16 protein-coding genes and 5 tRNA genes are annotated in these 17,101 nt (G+C 57.7%); 5 read left to right on the top strand and 16 right to left on the bottom strand.

The window, feature by feature from the left end:
• Positions 1–183: 183 nt before the first annotated feature.
• The 16 genes from rplL to purF all read right to left on the bottom strand — a co-directional run bounded on the left by rplL (position 184) and on the right by purF (position 10,232).
• Positions 184–552, bottom strand: coding sequence for a 50S ribosomal protein L7/L12 (rplL, locus tag VGL38_11195; protein HEY3295991.1), 369 nt, complete (start codon positions 550–552; stop codon positions 184–186).
• Between the two features lie 33 nt (positions 553–585).
• Positions 586–1,152: a 50S ribosomal protein L10 gene (gene rplJ, locus VGL38_11190; GenBank protein HEY3295990.1), complete on the bottom strand. Its 567-nt coding sequence runs from the start codon at positions 1,150–1,152 to the stop codon at positions 586–588.
• Between the two features lie 55 nt (positions 1,153–1,207).
• Complete coding sequence (rplA, locus tag VGL38_11185) at positions 1,208–1,903, bottom strand: 50S ribosomal protein L1 (protein HEY3295989.1); 696 nt, start codon at positions 1,901–1,903, stop codon at positions 1,208–1,210.
• 56 nt (positions 1,904–1,959) lie between these two features.
• Positions 1,960–2,385 carry a 50S ribosomal protein L11 gene (gene rplK / locus VGL38_11180; GenBank protein HEY3295988.1) on the bottom strand — a complete coding sequence of 142 codons (426 nt, stop codon included), beginning with the start codon at positions 2,383–2,385 and terminating at the stop codon, positions 1,960–1,962.
• A 48-nt stretch (positions 2,386–2,433) separates the two neighbouring features.
• Positions 2,434–3,006, bottom strand: a complete 573-nt coding sequence (gene nusG / locus VGL38_11175) for a transcription termination/antitermination protein NusG (GenBank protein HEY3295987.1) — start codon at positions 3,004–3,006, stop codon at positions 2,434–2,436.
• 13 nt (positions 3,007–3,019) lie between these two features.
• Positions 3,020–3,916, bottom strand: coding sequence for a class I SAM-dependent methyltransferase (locus VGL38_11170; GenBank protein ID HEY3295986.1), 897 nt, complete (start codon positions 3,914–3,916; stop codon positions 3,020–3,022).
• A gap of 17 nt (positions 3,917–3,933) precedes the next feature.
• Positions 3,934–4,119, bottom strand: coding sequence for a preprotein translocase subunit SecE (secE, locus tag VGL38_11165; GenBank protein HEY3295985.1), 186 nt, complete (start codon positions 4,117–4,119; stop codon positions 3,934–3,936).
• 55 nt (positions 4,120–4,174) lie between these two features.
• Positions 4,175–4,250: transfer RNA gene (locus VGL38_11160), tRNA-Trp, on the bottom strand.
• Between the two features lie 68 nt (positions 4,251–4,318).
• Positions 4,319–5,509 (bottom strand): elongation factor Tu, encoded by a 1,191-nt coding sequence (tuf, locus tag VGL38_11155; protein ID HEY3295984.1) that lies wholly within the window; start codon positions 5,507–5,509, stop codon positions 4,319–4,321.
• Between the two features lie 239 nt (positions 5,510–5,748).
• Positions 5,749–5,824, bottom strand: a tRNA-Thr gene (locus VGL38_11150).
• A gap of 74 nt (positions 5,825–5,898) precedes the next feature.
• Positions 5,899–5,974 (bottom strand) — tRNA-Gly (locus VGL38_11145).
• Positions 5,975–6,152: 178 nt separating this feature from the next.
• Positions 6,153–6,235, bottom strand: a tRNA-Tyr gene (locus VGL38_11140).
• A 47-nt stretch (positions 6,236–6,282) separates the two neighbouring features.
• A tRNA-Thr gene (locus tag VGL38_11135) sits at positions 6,283–6,355 on the bottom strand.
• A gap of 146 nt (positions 6,356–6,501) precedes the next feature.
• Positions 6,502–7,902, bottom strand: a complete 1,401-nt coding sequence (cysS, locus tag VGL38_11130; protein ID HEY3295983.1) for a cysteine--tRNA ligase — start codon at positions 7,900–7,902, stop codon at positions 6,502–6,504.
• Positions 7,903–8,066: 164 nt separating this feature from the next.
• A complete protein-coding gene (locus tag VGL38_11125) occupies positions 8,067–8,684 on the bottom strand; it encodes a CDP-alcohol phosphatidyltransferase family protein (GenBank protein HEY3295982.1) in 618 nt (205 codons plus the stop codon).
• Positions 8,685–8,723: 39 nt separating this feature from the next.
• On the bottom strand, positions 8,724–10,232 hold the full coding sequence (gene purF / locus VGL38_11120; protein ID HEY3295981.1) for an amidophosphoribosyltransferase: 1,509 nt from the start codon (positions 10,230–10,232) through the stop codon (positions 8,724–8,726).
• 314 nt (positions 10,233–10,546) lie between these two features.
• Here purF and VGL38_11115 point away from each other — a divergent pair, with 314 nt between their 5' ends.
• The 5 genes from VGL38_11115 to VGL38_11095 are packed head-to-tail and all read left to right on the top strand — an operon-like array spanning position 10,547 to position 16,888.
• The gene (locus tag VGL38_11115) at positions 10,547–11,587 is read left to right on the top strand and encodes an NAD(P)-dependent oxidoreductase (protein ID HEY3295980.1); all 1,041 of its coding nucleotides are present in this window, start codon (positions 10,547–10,549) and stop codon (positions 11,585–11,587) included.
• 7 nt (positions 11,588–11,594) lie between these two features.
• The gene (locus VGL38_11110) at positions 11,595–12,110 is read left to right on the top strand and encodes a hypothetical protein (GenBank protein ID HEY3295979.1); all 516 of its coding nucleotides are present in this window, start codon (positions 11,595–11,597) and stop codon (positions 12,108–12,110) included.
• A gap of 47 nt (positions 12,111–12,157) precedes the next feature.
• Positions 12,158–14,845, top strand: coding sequence for a T9SS type A sorting domain-containing protein (locus VGL38_11105; protein ID HEY3295978.1), 2,688 nt, complete (start codon positions 12,158–12,160; stop codon positions 14,843–14,845).
• 6 nt (positions 14,846–14,851) lie between these two features.
• Complete coding sequence (locus VGL38_11100; GenBank protein ID HEY3295977.1) at positions 14,852–16,180, top strand: MFS transporter; 1,329 nt, start codon at positions 14,852–14,854, stop codon at positions 16,178–16,180.
• 60 nt (positions 16,181–16,240) lie between these two features.
• A complete protein-coding gene (locus VGL38_11095) occupies positions 16,241–16,888 on the top strand; it encodes a hypothetical protein (GenBank protein HEY3295976.1) in 648 nt (215 codons plus the stop codon).
• Positions 16,889–17,101: the final 213 nt, after the last annotated feature.

Below are 17,101 nucleotides of genomic sequence, written 5' to 3'. Positions count from 1 at the left end.
CGGCCATAGGCGGCCAAACCGCCCTTAGGGGGCGGTCAAACCCGTCGTCACCGCCGGGAAAACCCCGCGGTCAATAAACGCAAGATTGCCAAGCCCGTTCCGCGCCTCCCGCGGACTGACCCGGCAACCTTAAGGTTCAAGTTGAAAGAAAAGCAATCGATAACGGGGCACTCCAGACTCCGGTCACTTAATGTCGACCGTCGCTCCCTGCTCTTCCAATTTCGCTTTCAGCTTCTGCGCTTCGTCCTTCGTCACGGCTTCCTTCACCGGCTTCGGCACGCCGTCCACGAGATCCTTGGCTTCCTTCAGCCCAAGACCCGTCAACTCGCGCACGACCTTGATGACTTGGATTTTGTTCGCGCCAAAACCGGTCAAGATCACGTCAAACTCGGTCTTCTCTTCGACCGGGGCGGCGGCGGCGCCCATCGCGGGCATTGCACCCATCATCATCGGGGCGGCAGCCGTTACGCCAAACTTTTCCTCGAGAGCCTTCTTCAGCTCGACGAGTTCCATGACGGTCATCTTCTCGATGGCTTCAATGATCTGGTTCACCATTCACTCCGTATATCTGGTTTGTGTTCTGTGTTACTCGGCGACAGGTTCGGCGCCGGGGCCCTTCTTCTGCTCGGCGATCTGGTCGATCACCGATACGAAGTCACGCAACACGGCGTTCACCACATTGTAAAAACCCTGAACAGGGCCGTAAATCGCGGCAATCAACGTCGAGAGGGCCACGTCGCGGCTCGGCAGTTCCTTGATGATCTCGATATCCGCCGGACGGATAGGCTTGCCCTCGAACATGCCGCCTTTCAGCACGAGTTTCTCGTTCTTGGCGGCAAAATCAAAGAGGATCTTGGCGGGGACCGCCGGATCCTCATAGGCGAAGGCCATGCCCACGGGACCGACCAGCAGCGGCAGGATGTCCCCATAGCCCTTCTCCGTCATGACCATGCGCGCAAACGTATTCTTGCACACGAGGTACTCGACGTGCTTCTGATAACATTGCCGGCGCAGGTCCGTGATCTGAGCGACCGTCAGCCCCTTGTACTCGGTGAAGTAGATCCCCCGTGCGCGCTGCACACGGTCCGTCAGTTCGCGGACGGTTTCGATCTTCTTCGGCTTCGGCGGTCTCTTGTGTGTTTCCGTTTCCATGGTATAAATGCGCTTTCGCGGTTCGCTTATCGTTTTCGCCGGACGGCGGTTCGCTTTACTTGGAGCCTTCCACCACGGCGCGTCCCAGCTTGATGCCCGGGCCCATGGTCGAGGTCAAGTACACGGTCTTGACATATTGCCCCTTGGCCGTCGGCGGCTTCAGGCGCATGATATTACGGAAAAACTCCACAAGATTTTCGAGGAGCTGCTGCTCGGTAAACGAAATCCGGCCGACACCCAGATGCAGGATGCCGAACTTGTCCACGCGGAATTCCACTTTACCGGCCTTGATCTCGTGAATCGCCTGCGCGATATTCACCGTCACCGTTCCCGCCTTCGGGTTCGGCATCAGGCCGCGCGGGCCGAGGATCTTGCCCAGCTTACCGATCTCGGGCATCGCTTCAGGGGTCGCCACGATGACGTCCACGTCCGTCCAGCCGCCCTTGATCTTCTCCACGATGTCCTCAAAACCGACAAAGTCCGCTCCCGCGGCTTCGGCTTCGGCGGCCTTGGTCTTCGTAATCGCCAGCACGCGAACCGTTTTGCCCGTGCCGTGCGGCAACGCGACCGTGCCACGCACAATCTGATCCGCTTTCTTGGGATCGACTCCCAGACGCACGGATATTTCCACCGTCTCGTTGAACTTCGCCGGAGCGCACTTCTTGATCAGGGCAACGCCCTCTTCCAGTGTGTACTCTTTGCGGTGGTCTACGAGCTTCTCGTTTGCGCGAATGCGCTTCGAATCATTCACTCTGTCTGGCCTCCAGGCTGGTCCAAGCGGCTTGCGAGCCTCCCAGCCATGAATGGTTAACCCTGAACGTTGATGCCCATCGAACGTGCGGTCCCTTCGACCATGCGCATCGCCATGTCCACATCATTGGCGTTCAGATCTTTCATCTTCAATTCGGCGATCTGGCGGACTTGCGCCGCGGATACCGTCCCCACCTTCGTGCGGTTGGGAATACCCGAGCCCTTTTCCACGTTCGCCATCTTGCGGAGCAGCACCGATGCCGGCGGGCTCTTGGTGATGAACGTGAAGCTTTTGTCCTGGTAGACCGTGATCACGACGGGAATAATCATCCCCGCGTCTTTTTCCGTTCGCGCGTTAAACTGCTTGCAAAACTCCATGATGTTGACCTGTTTCTGGCCAAGCGCGGGTCCAACGGGGGGAGCCGGTGTGGCTTTGCCCGCGTTGAGCTGGAGTTTGATAATGCCGGTTATTTTCTTTGCCATAGTCTATCTGAAACCTGTTGAACGAACGCTGCGGGAAAAAATTCGCTGTTACGAAGACAGGTCTGTCGAGACCTGCAGAAAATCCAATTCGATGGGAGTGGAGCGGCCGAAGATCGAAACCATGACCTTCACCTTGCGCTTCTCCAGATTGATGTCGCGCACCACGCCGGTAAAATCCTTGAACGGCCCGTCGATCACCTTGATGGAATCGCCCACCTGGAACGGCACTTCGATCACTTGCGTGCCTTCGGCACGGTCCACGTGTCCGAGAATCCGCTCGACTTCATGCTTGCGCAGCGCCTGCGGCTTGTTCTTCGGACCGACGAAATTAATGACCTGCGGAGTGTTGAGAATCAGATGCTCGGTGGCCTTGTTCAGCAGCATCTCCACCAGCATGTAGCCGGGAAAGAAGACGCGGGTTTTCGCCTTCTTCTTCCCGTCCCGCATCTCAATCACTTCTTCCTTGGGGATCAGCACCTGCGTGATCTGTTCTTCCAGACCAAGCCGCTTCACCTCTTCCATTAGGAAGGATTTGATCTTCTCTTCCTGACCCGTGAAGACATGGATCACATACCAGGCGGATTCGCTGGAAGAAATGGCTGTTTCTGGAGTAGATGTCACGATAATGCTTCTGCTACCTTTTGTAAGCGAAGTACAGTTCCGAGGACCCTTCCCCGCCGGCTAACCCCCGCGCATAACTCTGAAGTCCGCGCACCGCCGCCTTGACGGTTCCGGCCGCCCCCGGTTTTTCCGAAAGCAGGCAATGGTAGAAGGCGTCGAACGCCACTGCTCCCTGCCGTTCGGCCCGGAATCCCGATGTCTCGAGCAACGCCGTCAGCACCGCCGGTTCAAAATCATAAAGATGTCGCGGGGCATCCCAGGCCACCCATGTGCTGCCGTAGACTTTCGCGTCGAGGGACAACGGATTCGGCACCGCAATTGCCAGACGCCCGCTTGCCGTCAGCATCCCGTGCAATTGTTTCAGCGCGCGGTTCAGGTCCGGCACATGTTCCAAAACATGCCACAGCGTGATCAGATCAAACGGCCCCGCATGCGCGGGAACATCCCCGATACTGCCCGACCAGACCGTCAGCCCCAGAGTCGACCGCGCGAATTCCGCGGCAGCCGGATTGGGTTCCACGCCGTAAGCGTCAAAGCCACGCAGCTTGAGCTGGACAATCATCTCTCCCGTCGCGCACCCTACGTCCAGCGCCCGTCCGCCTTTGGGCAGACCTGCCGCCACCCGCGCAGCTTTGCGGCGCATGGTGAAGCGGCGGACAAAACGATAGGCTGTGGTCTTGAGGGAAGCGGCGTTGCCGCTGCTGACAAACGGATCGTAGCCTTCGGCGGCGTAATACGCCGGCAAGGACTCGGTGTCCGGGCGCGGATTCACATAGAGCAGCGTGCAGCCTGAACAGCGCACAATGGAAAAGAACTGACCGGACACCGTCTCAAAGCGATCCCGCACCTCGAGGTGAGGCTGAAAGTCGGGACAGCCGCAGGCCGGACACTGTATGGTCTCGAGTCTCACCTGGCGGCAGCGCCGGCTTATCGAAGAATTTTTTCGAGCGAGAAGGACAGAATGCGATCAACCGCAAAAACCGCAATCGCGAGAATGAAGGACAGAACCAGAATAATGCGCGTGGATTCCATCATCTCCGCACGGGTCGGCCAACTTACTTTGCTCATCTCAGCGCGGACCTGCGTGAGATAGGTGATCAGCTTATTGAACATAACTGTCTTTCACGTGGATTCTTGTCCGCGACGTCAAGATCTCGCGGCGCGGACGTGGCACGGCTGGAGGGACTCGAACCCCCAACACCCGGTTTTGGAGACCGGTACTCTACCAATTGAGCTACAGCCGTCCGGTCTCCCCGTCCCCTATCCCCCCACGCGTGTGGGGGGACAAAGGGGGAAGCACAATGGCCGAAGATTACTCAAGGATCTTAGTCACCGCGCCGGCGCCGACGGTACGGCCGCCTTCACGGATAGCGAAACGCAGACCTTCATCCATGGCGATGTCCGTGATCAGTTCCACGGTCATCACAATGTTGTCGCCCGGCATCACCATCTCCACGCCTTCGGGGAGCTGGATCGAACCGGTCACGTCGGTCGTGCGGAAGAAGAACTGCGGACGGTAGTTCGGGAAGAACGGGGTATGACGACCGCCTTCTTCCTTGGACAGCACGTACACCTGAGCTTCGAACTTGTGGTGGGGCTTGATCGAGTTCGGCGCGCAGACAACCTGGCCACGCTCGAGATCGTTCTTTTCCACGCCACGCATCAGGAGACCCACGTTGTCGCCGGCCATACCTTCATCCAGCAACTTGCGGAACATTTCGATGCCAGTGACGACGGTCTTCTTGTGCTGACCCAGACCGATCACTTCGACGTCCATACCGACCTTGCACACGCCGCGCTCGATACGACCCGTACCCACGGTACCACGGCCGGTGATCGAGAACACGTCTTCGACGGGCATCAGGAACGGCTTGTCCTTGTCGCGCATCGGCTCGGGAATGTAATTGTCCACGGCGTCCATCAGCTCGTAGATGCACTTCGTCTTGACGGGATCGTCAATGTTGGACAGCGCGTCCAGAGCGGACCCCTTGATCACGGGAATATCGTCGCCGGGGAAGCCATACTTGCTGAGCAGGTCACGGACTTCGACTTCGACCAGTTCCAGCAGTTCGGGATCATCCACGAGATCGGTCTTGTTGAGGAAGACGACCATGGCGGGCACGTTCACCTGCTTGGCCAGCAGCACGTGTTCACGAGTCTGCGGCATGGGGCCGTCGTCGGCGCCTACCACCAGAATCGCACCGTCCATCTGAGCGGCACCTGTCACCATGTTCTTGATGTAGTCGGCGTGGCCCGGACAGTCAACGTGAGCATAGTGGCGCTTCACGGTTTCGTACTCTGCATGGTGGACGTTAATCGTGACGCCACGGGCCTTTTCTTCCGGAGCGTTGTCGATTTCGTCGTACTTCTTCGCCTGCGCCAACCCTGTCTTAGCCAGAATCTGTGTAATGGCCGCCGTAAGGGTGGTCTTACCGTGATCCACGTGGCCGATCGTGCCGATGTTCACGTGGGGCTTATTGCGCTGGAACTTGGCCTTGGCCATCCTGAATGAACCTCCTCAAAAAGCTTGAAGATCTATTGATTTCTTGTCGAATTAGTGATATAAAAACGGTTCGCTATGAGAACACGATCCGCCAACTGCCGCGAAGTCCAAACCTAATTATACTTATTTGAACGATTTCGGTTCCCGGGAAGTCCCCGGAGGAATAACGGGCAGTTGTTTGGGTGGAAGGAACGGTAGATTGGATTTGACTGAGCAGTATCTACAAAAACCCAACCGAATGGAGCTCTTGAGCGGGTTTGAACCGCTGACCTCGTCCTTACCAAGGACGCGCTCTACCAACTGAGCTACAAGAGCAAAAACGAAATGAAAAACCAAAAACGAAAAGTCCGCGCTTTTCTCATTTTTCGTTTCTTATTTCTAATTTTCCGTGGAGCGGGCGACGAGGTTCGAACCCGCGACATTCAGCTTGGAAGGCTGATGCTCTACCAACTGAGCTACGCCCGCACGAAAAACACTGTCAAATACCGTCAACCCGCTGATTAAGAGTCAGCAGCTCCGCCAACGATATAAGGCGGATCGTAGAAGCGCGAAAAAGAGCCCCTTGAGGCACTCGCCGTCGGGCTCGAACACCTTAAGCTCTGAGTATCAACCAACTTAGCTGGTCGAAATCGTGTACAAGAAGTGGTGGCGGGTGGATTCGAACCATCGTAGGCGTATGCCAGCAGATTTACAGTCTGCCCCCTTTAGCCACTCGGGCACGCCACCAAATAGGCCTCTCCAAGGGTGCGCGTGCGCGCCAAAAAGAATGCTCGAGCTGGCGACAGGACTTGAACCCGCAACCTGGTGATTACAAATCACCTGCTCTACCAGTTGAGCTACGCCAGCGGCGAAAACACACCTCGGAAAATGCAAGACCCTAAGTTAAGCACGACATTTATCTTTGTCAAGGCCCTTCGTTGCATTTTCCACAGCTTTTGAGGAGAATTTGAGGTTTTTGCCCATGTTGTCCTCCCGCCGCTGCCTCCGCCTCCTCATTTACGGTGCCAAACCGTCCCACCCGCCCGGTCCTCGATGATCACATTCCGGTCGGCAAGCTCCTGCCGGATGCGGTCCGCCGCTGCCCAGTCCTTGGCCTTGCGGGCTTCGTTGCGGGCTTGGATCAACAGTTCAATCTCCTCGTCGCTCTCCCCTTCCCCGGCCTGGTCCACATCGAGGAACCCGAACACCGAGTCCAGTTTCCGCAGCGTTCCGCGCGCCACCTCAGCCTCGGTAGGTCCGATCTTCTGTTCGGCGCAAAGCGTATTGACGTCGCGGATCAGATTGAAGAGCACGGCCAGCGCGTTGGGATAGTTCAGATCGTCATCCATCGCCGCCACAAATTCCGCTTCGTGCCCCGCCAGCATGGCCGGCAGATCCTGCGCCCCGGCACCTTCGGCAAACTTCAGGTTGCGGACGCAGGCGTCGATCCGCTCGAGCCCTCCCCGCGCCGCTTCCAGTCCGGCCTGCGTGAAATTGAGCTTCTGACGGTAGTGCGCCGACAGCAGCGCATACCGGATTTCGCGCGGCTTCCATCCCTGCGACGTCAAATCTTCCAGCGTGTAGAAGTTGCCCAGGGACTTGGACATCTTCGCGCCTTCTACCAGCAGATGCTCGTTGTGCAGCCAGTAGCGCGCCAAGCGCTTGTCAGTCACGCCTTCCGTCTGCGCGATCTCATTCTGATGATGCGGGAAAATCAGATCCACCCCGCCCGTGTGAATGTCGAAGTCTTTACCCAGATACTTCAGCGACATGGCCGAGCATTCGAGGTGCCATCCGGGCCGCCCCTTCCCCAGCGCCGTATCCCAGAAGACGTCGCCGTCATCGGTCCCCCAGCCCTTCCACAGGGCGAAGTCCCGGGCGCTCTCTTTCTCGTATTCGTCCGACGCTACGCGCTCGCCCAGCCGCATGCCGCTCATGTCCAGCCGCGCAAACTGTCCGTACGTGGGAAAGGTCTCTACCTTATAATAGTAGGAGCGATCCGCCTCGTACGCGTGACCGCGCTCGGTCAGCGTTTGCACAAGGTTCACCATCTCCGGAATATGGTCTGTCGCCCGTGGGTGCAGGTCAGCCTTCTGAATCCGCAGAACATCCCATTCGTCGAAGAAAATCTGGATAAAACGGTCGGTGAACTCCCGCAGCGAAACGCCTTCCTTCTGCGCACCGCGAATCGTCTTGTCGTCGATGTCGGTGAGGTTCATCACCGAAAAGACCTGATAGCCGCGATACTTCAGATACCGCCGCAGCAGATCCACGAACAGGAACGCGCGAAAATTGCCGATATGTGCACGGTCATAAACCGTCGGTCCGCACGAATACATCGCCACCTTCCCAGCGTCCCGCGGAACGAACTCGTCCACCTGCCGGGTCAACGTATTATAAAAGCGAAGGGACATAGGCGATCAGACCTTCCACATGTTCAAAAACCAATTAACATCGACGGCTCTGCCCAGAGCAGACCTGACCTTCTCCCGCACCTCTTTCTCCAAATTGGGCGTGAGTTCAGGGTAAACAATGACCAGTTCAAGAGCGACATCCGAGTCCGGCCTTGACTTCAAAGCTACGAGTCGATTTTGAGGGGAGAAGATTTGGAGAGCGTGCCCGCTTGGTGGGCGGCTGCAAGCATCCGTTGGTAGCGCCGCCAGTAGGCGACCGTCGAGACCACCATCATGGCAATGGTGATCCACATCAGGATATCGGGAATGAGCACCTGTTGGAAGAAATCATTCATGTAGATCGTATAGACGATCAGCGTCAGCGCCTCGCAGACCATCGTGATCTTGCCGAGCCAGTTGGAAGTCACGATGATGCCCATGCGCCGGTGCGCATCCCATGCCCCGGTAAGCACGAGGGCATACCGGATAATCAGCGCAACCACAAAATACAGCGGCAGCGGCGGATCGCGCCAGGGCATTGCCAGAAACAGAGCCAGAAAACCGATCCAGATTTTATCGGCCAGTGGATCCAGCACCTTGCCCCACTCGGATTCCTGATGGAAATGCCGCGCAATCAGACCGTCCAGCAGATCCGTCAACAGCGCCACCCCCATCACGCCCATCGCCAGCCAATTCGAATCCCTGCCCTCATGCAAAAAGAAATAGAGCGGCACCAGCAGCACCAGTCTGCCGATGCTGAGGATGTTGGCAAAGGTCCAAAGTCTTTGGGAGGAATCAGGCAAACGTGTCTCTTCTATTTTGGCTTCTATGGCTCGTGGCTTCTATTCCAAGGATTTGATGACTCGTTCCAGTTCAGCCTTGGCCCATTCCTTGTCGCTGAACTCGTGCAGGATGTGATTCTCGCTGTCCGAGAGCTGCACCGGATATTTGCCCGTAAAGCAGGCCGTACAATACTTGTCCGGTTCATCATGGGTGGCGGCCAGCATGCCTTCAACCGAGATGTGCTTCAGCGAGTCCACCCCCAGATAGTCCCGCACCTGGTCCTGCGTGTTCCACGCGGCAATCAGTTCCTTGCGGGTCGGGAAGTCCATGCCGTAAAAGCAGGGGTACAAAATCGGCGGTGACGCCACGCGCACGTGAATTTCCTTCACCCCCGCCCGCCGCAGCACCCCCACCAGTTTCTTCAAGGTGGTGCCGCGCACAATCGAGTCTTCCACCAGCACCACGCGCTTATCCTTCAGCACTCCCACCACCGGGTTGTATTTCACCCGCGCATTAAAGGAGCGCATGAACTGGGACGGATTAATAAAGGTCCGGCCAATATAATGGTTGCGGATCAGCCCCAATTCGAACTTGATGCCGCTCTGATGCGAATAGCCCAATGCCGATGTGTTGGACGAGTCCGGCACCGAGATCACAATATCCGCTTCCGCCGGCGCTTCCTGCGCCAGAATCTTCCCCAGCTTCCGCCGCGTGCGGTCCACCGAATCGCCGAAGATCCGGCTGTCGGGCCGGGCAAAATAAATCAACTCGAAAACGCACATATGCAGCGCTGCCGGGGCATAACGGTGGCTCTCCATGCCATTCACCGAAACCGTTACAATCTCGCCCGGCTCAACATCCCGCACGTAGGTTGCATCAATCAGGTCCAGCGCACAGGTCTCGGAAGCGGCAACAATCGTATCACCCTTGCCCCCGAGGCACAAGGGCCGGAATCCGCTCGGGTCGCGCGCCACCACCATTTCATCCTTGGTCAGAAACAGCAGCGAAAACGCTCCGCGTACCTGAAGCAGGGCTTCCGAGATCCGCCCCCGCAGAGTCGGCTCATGGGAATGGGACACGAGATGCACAAACAGCTCCGTGTCCGATTCCGTCTGAAAGATCGCGCCCTCTTCCTCCAGTTTGGCACGGAGTTCGCGGGCATTCGTCAGGTTGCCGTTATGCGCAACCGCCAGCGGACCGTCTTTGGTCCGCACCACGAGAGGCTGGATGTTCGCCAGTATCGAACCGCCCGCGGTTGAATATCGTACATGGCCAATCGCGCGGTTACCCGTGAGGGAATTGAACTTCGAATGGTCATTAAACACGTCGGCAACCAGACCCATGCCCCGCACATCAAACAGCGCGCTCCCGTCGGTCGAAACGATTCCGGCGGATTCCTGCCCGCGGTGTTGCAACGCAAACAGGCCCAGATACGTCAGTTCAGCAGCATGGGGGTGTCCAAAGACACCCATGATCCCGCAATGGTCGCGGGGCTTGTCGTCCAGAATGATGTCAGCCTCCGGCAGATTAGAACTTACAAATATACGGCAGTGCTTAGTTTTTGTCAACCTTAAGAAAAGAAATCCGGCGCGCGGGCACCGGCTTCCCCTTGCAAGTTCAAAACCGTATTGGTATCTTATTCAATGCTCTTAAGTCGGTCTGTCTATTAGCCTTTGCAGCCGAAAATCCACAGGCAAAGGTACACACAAACGCCGAATAATTAACAGCTTGACTTTTAACCGCTCTTTTCTTAGCCCGGCCATTTCCAGTACCCGGCAGAGCGACTTAAAGTTCCCCATTTTCAGTAGCTTGACCCCAATCATTCGGCCAGTGCCCGCCCGCGCCGGATGTTGATCCTTTGCATTTCGGAGGTATCACAGAAATGAAGGTTTTGATTACCGGGGGCGCAGGTTTCCTCGGTCTGCACGCCGCTCATTGCTTTTCCGACAAAGGTTGGGACGTTGTCCTCGAAGATATCGCCCCGTATGAGAAGCAGGAATACCAGCCCGGAACCGTTTTTGTCACCCATGATGTGAGGGATCGCCCCGGATTTGACGCCATGCTGAAGGAGCACAAGCCGGACGTCATCGTGCATGCGGCTGCCGCCCTCCCCTTGTGGAAACCAGAGGACATCTTTTCGACGAATGTGGAGGGCACCCGCAATTGCCTCGACGCCGCATTGGCCTCCGGCGTGCCTCGCGTGATCTTCATCTCCTCCACCTCGGTTTACGGAATTCCCGATCATCACCCGCTTTTTGAGACCGATAAGGTTCAGGGTGTCGGCAACTATGGTATCAGCAAGATTCAGGGCGAAGAAATCTGCCTGAAATACCGCGACAAGCTCTGCGTTCCTATCGTCCGTCCCAAGTCCTTCATCGGTTCCTACCGTCTTGGTGTGTTTGCCATCCTGTATGACTGGGTGGAGAACGGTAAGCGCATCCCCATGATCGGCAACGGCAAGAACCGCTACCAGCTCCTCGAGGTCGACGATCTCGCCGAAGCCATCTTCCTTGCCGCTACGTTGGACCCGAAGAAAGTCAATGACACCTTCAATATCGGCGCGGAGAAGTTCACCACGGTACGGCAGGACATGCAGGCCATGTGCGACTTCGCGGGCAATGGTGCGCGGCCTATGGGCACGTGGGCGGCTCCCATTAAGGCCTTGCTGGCGCTGTTCGAAGCATTGCACCTTTCCCCGCTCTACAAGTGGATCTATGGCACCGCCGACCAGGATAGCTTCGTGTCCATTGATAAGGCCAAGAGTGTCCTCGGCTGGCAGCCCAGGTATTCCAATGCCGACGCCCTGATCCGCAGCTACCAATGGTATCTGGACCACAAGCACGAGATCGCCAAAGGCACCGGCGTCACTCACCGCATTGCCTGGAATCAAGGCATCCTGAGATTCTTCAAGAAATTCATGTAGAACGTCTATGAAAAGCCTGTTCGCACTCCTTTGCCTGCTCCCGGCTCTGCTGCTTGCACAGCCCGCGCCATCCAAACCGGATTGGAGCGCATGTCAGTTTCTCATAGGCGAGTGGACCGGAGGCGGCGGGGGCAGTCCGGGCCAAGGGACAGGTTCTTTTATCTTCGCGCCCGATTTGCAAGGCAGGGTGATCACCCGCAAGAATATTGCGGAATATCCTGCCACCAAGGATCAACCCGCCTACCGGCACGACGATCTGATGGTAATCTACCAACTACCGGATCATGCCACCCGCGCAGACTACTACGATAATGAAGGCCACGTGATTCGCTACGGCGTGGAATTCGCCGCCGACAAGAACGCTGTCATCTTCCTCAGCGATTCACTGGCGGGCCAGTCTCGTTATCGCTTGACCTACACCCGCACCGACAGCGCAGATGTGACCATCCGCTTCGATGTCGCCGTTCCCGGATCGGGCGAAGGGTTCAAGACCTACATTCAGGCGACGGCTCACAAGAAGTAACAACGTTCCGTTCATACTCACCGTATTGGCTTCAAGGAGGGTTGCTCATGGCACATGGCAAGGCTTTTTTCCGGCATGTCCGGATCTTCTCGGTGCTTGCGGTCCTTAGCGTGCTGTTTGCGGTCAAGCCCGCATCTTCGACTCCCTACTGGACTCCCCAGCAGATCGCTGAGGAATTCCAGCGGACTCACGCCACGCAGGATCCCTCCCTCCGCCCCACCGCTCCCCATGGACGGCGCCATGCCCTTGACGATATCGCCTACTTCCAGCACTATCGCATGCTCTGCGATTTTCTGGTCGGTCTGCAATTTACCGACGCCGGCTCCAATCATGGCGGCATGATCGAAGGTGAGAGCGGCAGCGATCACAGCATTATTGAGACCGATAACACCCAGGAAGCCATCCGCGTCTGGTCGCAGTATGCCATCTGGACCGGCGACACGGCCACCTACGGTCCGCATATCCGCATGGCCCAAGGGTATCTTTCCCTGTGGCCTGCCTGGCGTGAAGGCGCGGGATACTATTCCGGTCACAATTGCGGCTGGGGGTTCGAAGCCGTAGCCAAGTACCGCCAAGCCTATAATGATACGACGTGGAATTGGTACGCGGACAGTTGCGCCTGGTGGACGATGATCAATACGCTGGTCATCAATGAGACTTCGCACGATCTTTCTCAGCTTGATCCGCTGGCAGCAGGACTGGCCATCGGTGGCATGTATCCGCATGCGGTTTACCGGCAGCGTACCGACTGGACCAATCACGCCCTTAACACCGCGCGCTCCATCAAACGCTGGTTCGAGAACTATCCGCAGCGTCTAAGCGGCAATGAGAGCTGGGCTCTCTGCGGCGGCACCGCACTGTGGGGACTCTGCGAGAGCCTGTTCGCGGCCTATCCCGACAGCGGCGAAGCGTGGATCAACCAATACGGTTCACAGCTTCGTGTCTGGTCTTCCAGCGGCACGTGGAACCATTCCTATAATGCGTGGTACTGCAACGCTCAGAACAAGTGCTTTGAACTTACGGGCGATTCCACCTACTGGAATAATGCCGTGTTCATCACCGATTCTCTGATCGGTCTGGATACCGACAACGACGGCGGCATTACTCCCGGCCGGAGTTATCCCGTCACCAATGACGCGTCGTGGGTCAGTTCCTACATGGGCTGGATGGGGATGGAGCGCATCATCAATCGCATGCCGCACTTTGATGTGGCAGCGCGGGCATTCATCTCTCCCAATCCCGTCCTGCCGCATCTGGCCGGGGATTCGCTGCTGATCTCGGCCTCCGTCGTCAACAACGGTATTGAAGCCCAGACCCTGTGGGTGCGGGTTTCGGGCCTTGCCTATTCCGATTCCGTTTCCATTCGGTTGGAAGGCGGACGCGACAGCGTCATCACCATGCCCCATCGCTGGGTTATGGCCGATGATTCCACCCTGCCGCCGTCTTGCCCGCTCGTCCTGCACGTGACTGCGCCTGCCGATGACAATGCGGCCAACGATACGCTTTCAACCGCCTTTGACATCCGGCGCGGCGTGAACGTTTTCGGCGCAATTACCGGAGTGTCTCCGCAGGATCATTTCCCCGTGCGGATCGAATTCTACAATGGTTCGTATCCGGATTCGGTCTGGACTGCCGTGGAGCAGTCCAATGATAGCCTCTATACCAACGGCCCGCGTCATCTGATGGCCGGCATCAACACGATTCGCGTGATTCCGCCGTTGCGCTATATGGATGCTCGCCAGAATGTGACCTTGACCCCGGGCGCGATTCCGCAACAGGTGGACTTCACCCTCGGCGGAACAGATGTCGCCTTGATCGACAACAGCCCCGGCGACACGCTGGAACGGTTCTACGAAACGTCGCTGGAGCCGTTTAGTCTACATGTGCGAACCTGGGATCTGGCCGCCCTCGGTATGGTGGATTTGACCTCTATCCCCACCGTCATCTGGTTTACGGGGAATGCGGTATCGCCGACTCTTGGCAGTTTGGGCCGCAACGGCATGATGGAGTACCTTAACGGTGGTGGACGCCTGATCCTGTCCGGACAGAACATCTCCGACGATACCAGTAACACGGCATTCCTGCGCGATGTTCTGCATTGCTCACCGCGCAACAACGCAACCAACCTCCGGCGCGTATTCGGTGAAGAGGATGATACCACGTTCAGCGGTGTAGACCTGTACCTGCTGGGCCAGGGCGGCGCACAGAACCAAACCAGCCCGTCTTCCATCTTTGTATTGCCCGGTTCAGAAGGAATTCTGCATTTTGCCGCCGGCACTCAGGATACCTGCGGCGTCAAAGGAGCCTACGGCGATGGGCGCTACATCTTCCTCAGCGTCGGTCTTGAAGCGGCTTCCGGCATCAGCCAGTCCACCACACGCACCGATTTTCTGACGCGCTGCTTTGCCTGGCTGAACAGCGCGTCCTACTCGGCGCCGCGCGCTGAGCTTCCCGTGAGTCTGACTCTCAGCCAGAATTTCCCCAATCCCTTCAACCCGACCACTACCATCAGCTTCCTTGCGCCGCGCGGTGCAAAGCCGGTGCGCCTGACCATCTATAATCTGCTCGGTCAGGAAGTGCGCACGCTGTATGACGGTCTCGGCATGGGCACTTCGCAAACCGTCACGTGGGATGGCTTGAGCGCCGCCGGTGTTCCGGTCTCCAGCGGCATGTATGTTTACCGGCTGCGCGCGGGCTCGTCCACGCTGGTGCGGCCACTGCAGTTGGTGCGTTAGGCCCTCGTGAGCGGACTTTTCTCCTTCCGGCGCGGCAATCCCGGTCAGGTGTGGGCGTGGGCGACCTACGATTTCGCCAACTCTGCCTACGCCACCACCATCATGGCCGTGATCTTCAACACCTACTACGCCGGTGTGGTGGCTGGAGGCCCGAACGGAACAGAAATCTTCGGCGTCCGAGTCCCCGGCGCGTCGCTGTTCACGTTCTTTGTCTCCGCGTCGATGATCCTGATCGCCGTGACCTCTCCCTTGCTGGCCACCTTGAGTGATCTGGCGGGCTTGAAAAAGCGCATGCTCGCGCTGCATCTTGCCGTCGGAGTGCTATCAACAGCGGCGCTGTACACGGTGAGTCAGGGAAACTGGCTCTGGGGCGGCGTGCTGTTTCTGCTGAGTCAGCTCGGCTTTGCCGGCGGCAATGTCTTCTACAATGCCATGCTCTACGACGTGGCCGACGCGCAGGATTTCGGCAAAGTCTCCGGCCTTGGCTGGGCGTGGGGCTACATCGGCGGCGGCCTGCTGCTCGCCCTGAATCTTGTCATGCTGCAATTCCCGCAGCTTCTCGGACTTCCGGCAGGCTACTTTAGCGTACAGGACTGTTTCCTCTCCGTCGCCATCTGGTGGGCGATATTTTCTATTCCTATTCTGCGAGCCGTGCCCACAGCCAAGGTCGCCGGCCCGGTTCACCTCCGCCAGAGTCTGCGCCAGTCCATTCGCACGCTGCAGCTCTTGTTGCCACGCCTAAAGGAACTGCCGCACTTCTCGCGCTTCTTCTTTGCCTATTTGCTCTTCAATGACGGCATCGAAACCGTGATTGTAATGGCCTCGATCTTCGGTAATCAGGAATTGCACCTTTCGCAGTCCGATCTGATCCTGTTTTTTCTCATGGTGCAATTCGTCGCCTTCTTCGGATCGCTGATTTTCGGCTGGCTGGCCGACCTGCTGGGCAATCGCACCACTATTCTTGTCAGTCTGCTCGGCTGGCTGCTCGTTGTGCTTTGGGGCTGGCAGTTGGGCATCTTCGGCAATGCGGTGGGCGAGTTCTGGATTCTCGGCGTCATTACCGCGCTCGTCATGGGCGGCTCGCAGGCGGCGTCGCGTTCCTTGCAAGCCGTGCTGATTCCCGAAGGACGTTCGGCGGAGTTCTTCAGCTTCTTCGGGATCTCCGGGAAATTCGCCAGCGCCGTGGGACCCTTGATTTTCGGTTTTGCGGTTTTTCTCACCGGCAGTCTGCGCTACGGCATGTTATCGCTGATCATCTTCTTCCTTGCGGGCTTCCTGCTCCTGCTCCGTGTCAATGAAGCCGAAGGCCGCCTGCAGGCTGAGCAATTCAAATAGAAATACGAATTCGTCCTTTCCCCCGCTTCTCTAAGGCATTCACTCATGTTTGGAGATACAATGAAGTCTATCGTGCTTGCGTTCGTCCTGATCGGCCTGCTGGGCGTACCGGCCTTTGCCCGCGCGGCGGAGCCATCCTCCACGGACATGCCGGAACTCTGTTCGCTGCTCGCGCTGTTCTCTGCCCATGCCAGCTCGACCGATGGCGTGCGTTTGAACTGGACGCTGGACAAACAATCCCCCACGATTACCATGTTCCGGATTTACCGGGGCTATGAGGAGTTGGGAAACTTCGCGGTCGTCGCCGAGGTCCCGGTGCATACCACCAAGGACGCCATGGAATACAGTTTCACCGATAGCACGGTGCGCTCCGGTGTCAGCTATTTCTATAAGCTGGCCGCGCTCGGCCAGAAGAGTGAATCCGTTTTCCCCGTGGTGATCACGGCCACTCCGCCGATGCCCGGCGAGGGCGATTCCCGTGAACTCGTGCCCATTGCCATCGTCAAGGGCGACAAGATCGCTCTCTACGTGCGCGACGGCGGCCACGTCAAGCTGGCCATTGCGTTGCCCGCGAAAACTCTGGTGGATGACAATCTGAAGCCCGGCATTTACGAATTCGACCCGCCCGCCAACGCCAAGTCCGGCCTGAAGCTGCACCTCGAACACGAGAAGGGTTACAAGACCGACGTCACCTGGCCGACAAAATAACGACACACCATCCGATACGTCAAAGGGCCGGCTCATCAGAGCCGGCCCTTTTTGCAGGGCAACCGGGAAAATCCCTAAGCCACAGCTTACCAGCAGTGCGGGTCACTCAAGGGGTGAATGCACGCCTTAGCGAGACAGTCATTGCCGCAATGACTGCAGCCGGTAGTGACTTGGCAAGGCCGCAGGCATACGGCAAGCGTATAACTCACCCCC

The sequence above is a fragment of the bacterium genome, assembly GCA_036504735.1.
Classification (GTDB): Bacteria; Electryoneota; RPQS01; order RPQS01; family RPQS01; genus DASXUQ01.
The sequence above is the reverse complement of the archived record's forward strand: the minus strand, read 5'-3'. Positions and strand labels throughout refer to the sequence as shown.

Excerpts from the sequence above, each read along its gene's own strand:
- rplJ (HEY3295990.1), bottom strand. The coding sequence starts at position 1,152 with ATGGAAACGGAAACACACAAGAGACCGCCGAAGCCGAAGAAGATCGAA.
- rplK (HEY3295988.1), bottom strand. The coding sequence starts at position 2,385 with ATGGCAAAGAAAATAACCGGCATTATCAAACTCCAGCTCAACGCGGGC.
- secE (HEY3295985.1), bottom strand. The coding sequence starts at position 4,119 with ATGTTCAATAAGCTGATCACCTATCTCACGCAGGTCCGCGCTGAGATG.
- tuf (HEY3295984.1), bottom strand. The coding sequence starts at position 5,509 with ATGGCCAAGGCCAAGTTCCAGCGCAATAAGCCCCACGTGAACATCGGC.
- cysS (HEY3295983.1), bottom strand. The coding sequence starts at position 7,902 with ATGTCCCTTCGCTTTTATAATACGTTGACCCGGCAGGTGGACGAGTTC.
- VGL38_11115 (HEY3295980.1), top strand. The coding sequence starts at position 10,547 with ATGAAGGTTTTGATTACCGGGGGCGCAGGTTTCCTCGGTCTGCACGCC.
- VGL38_11110 (HEY3295979.1), top strand. The coding sequence starts at position 11,595 with ATGAAAAGCCTGTTCGCACTCCTTTGCCTGCTCCCGGCTCTGCTGCTT.
- VGL38_11105 (HEY3295978.1), top strand. The coding sequence starts at position 12,158 with ATGGCACATGGCAAGGCTTTTTTCCGGCATGTCCGGATCTTCTCGGTG.
- VGL38_11095 (HEY3295976.1), top strand. The coding sequence starts at position 16,241 with ATGAAGTCTATCGTGCTTGCGTTCGTCCTGATCGGCCTGCTGGGCGTA.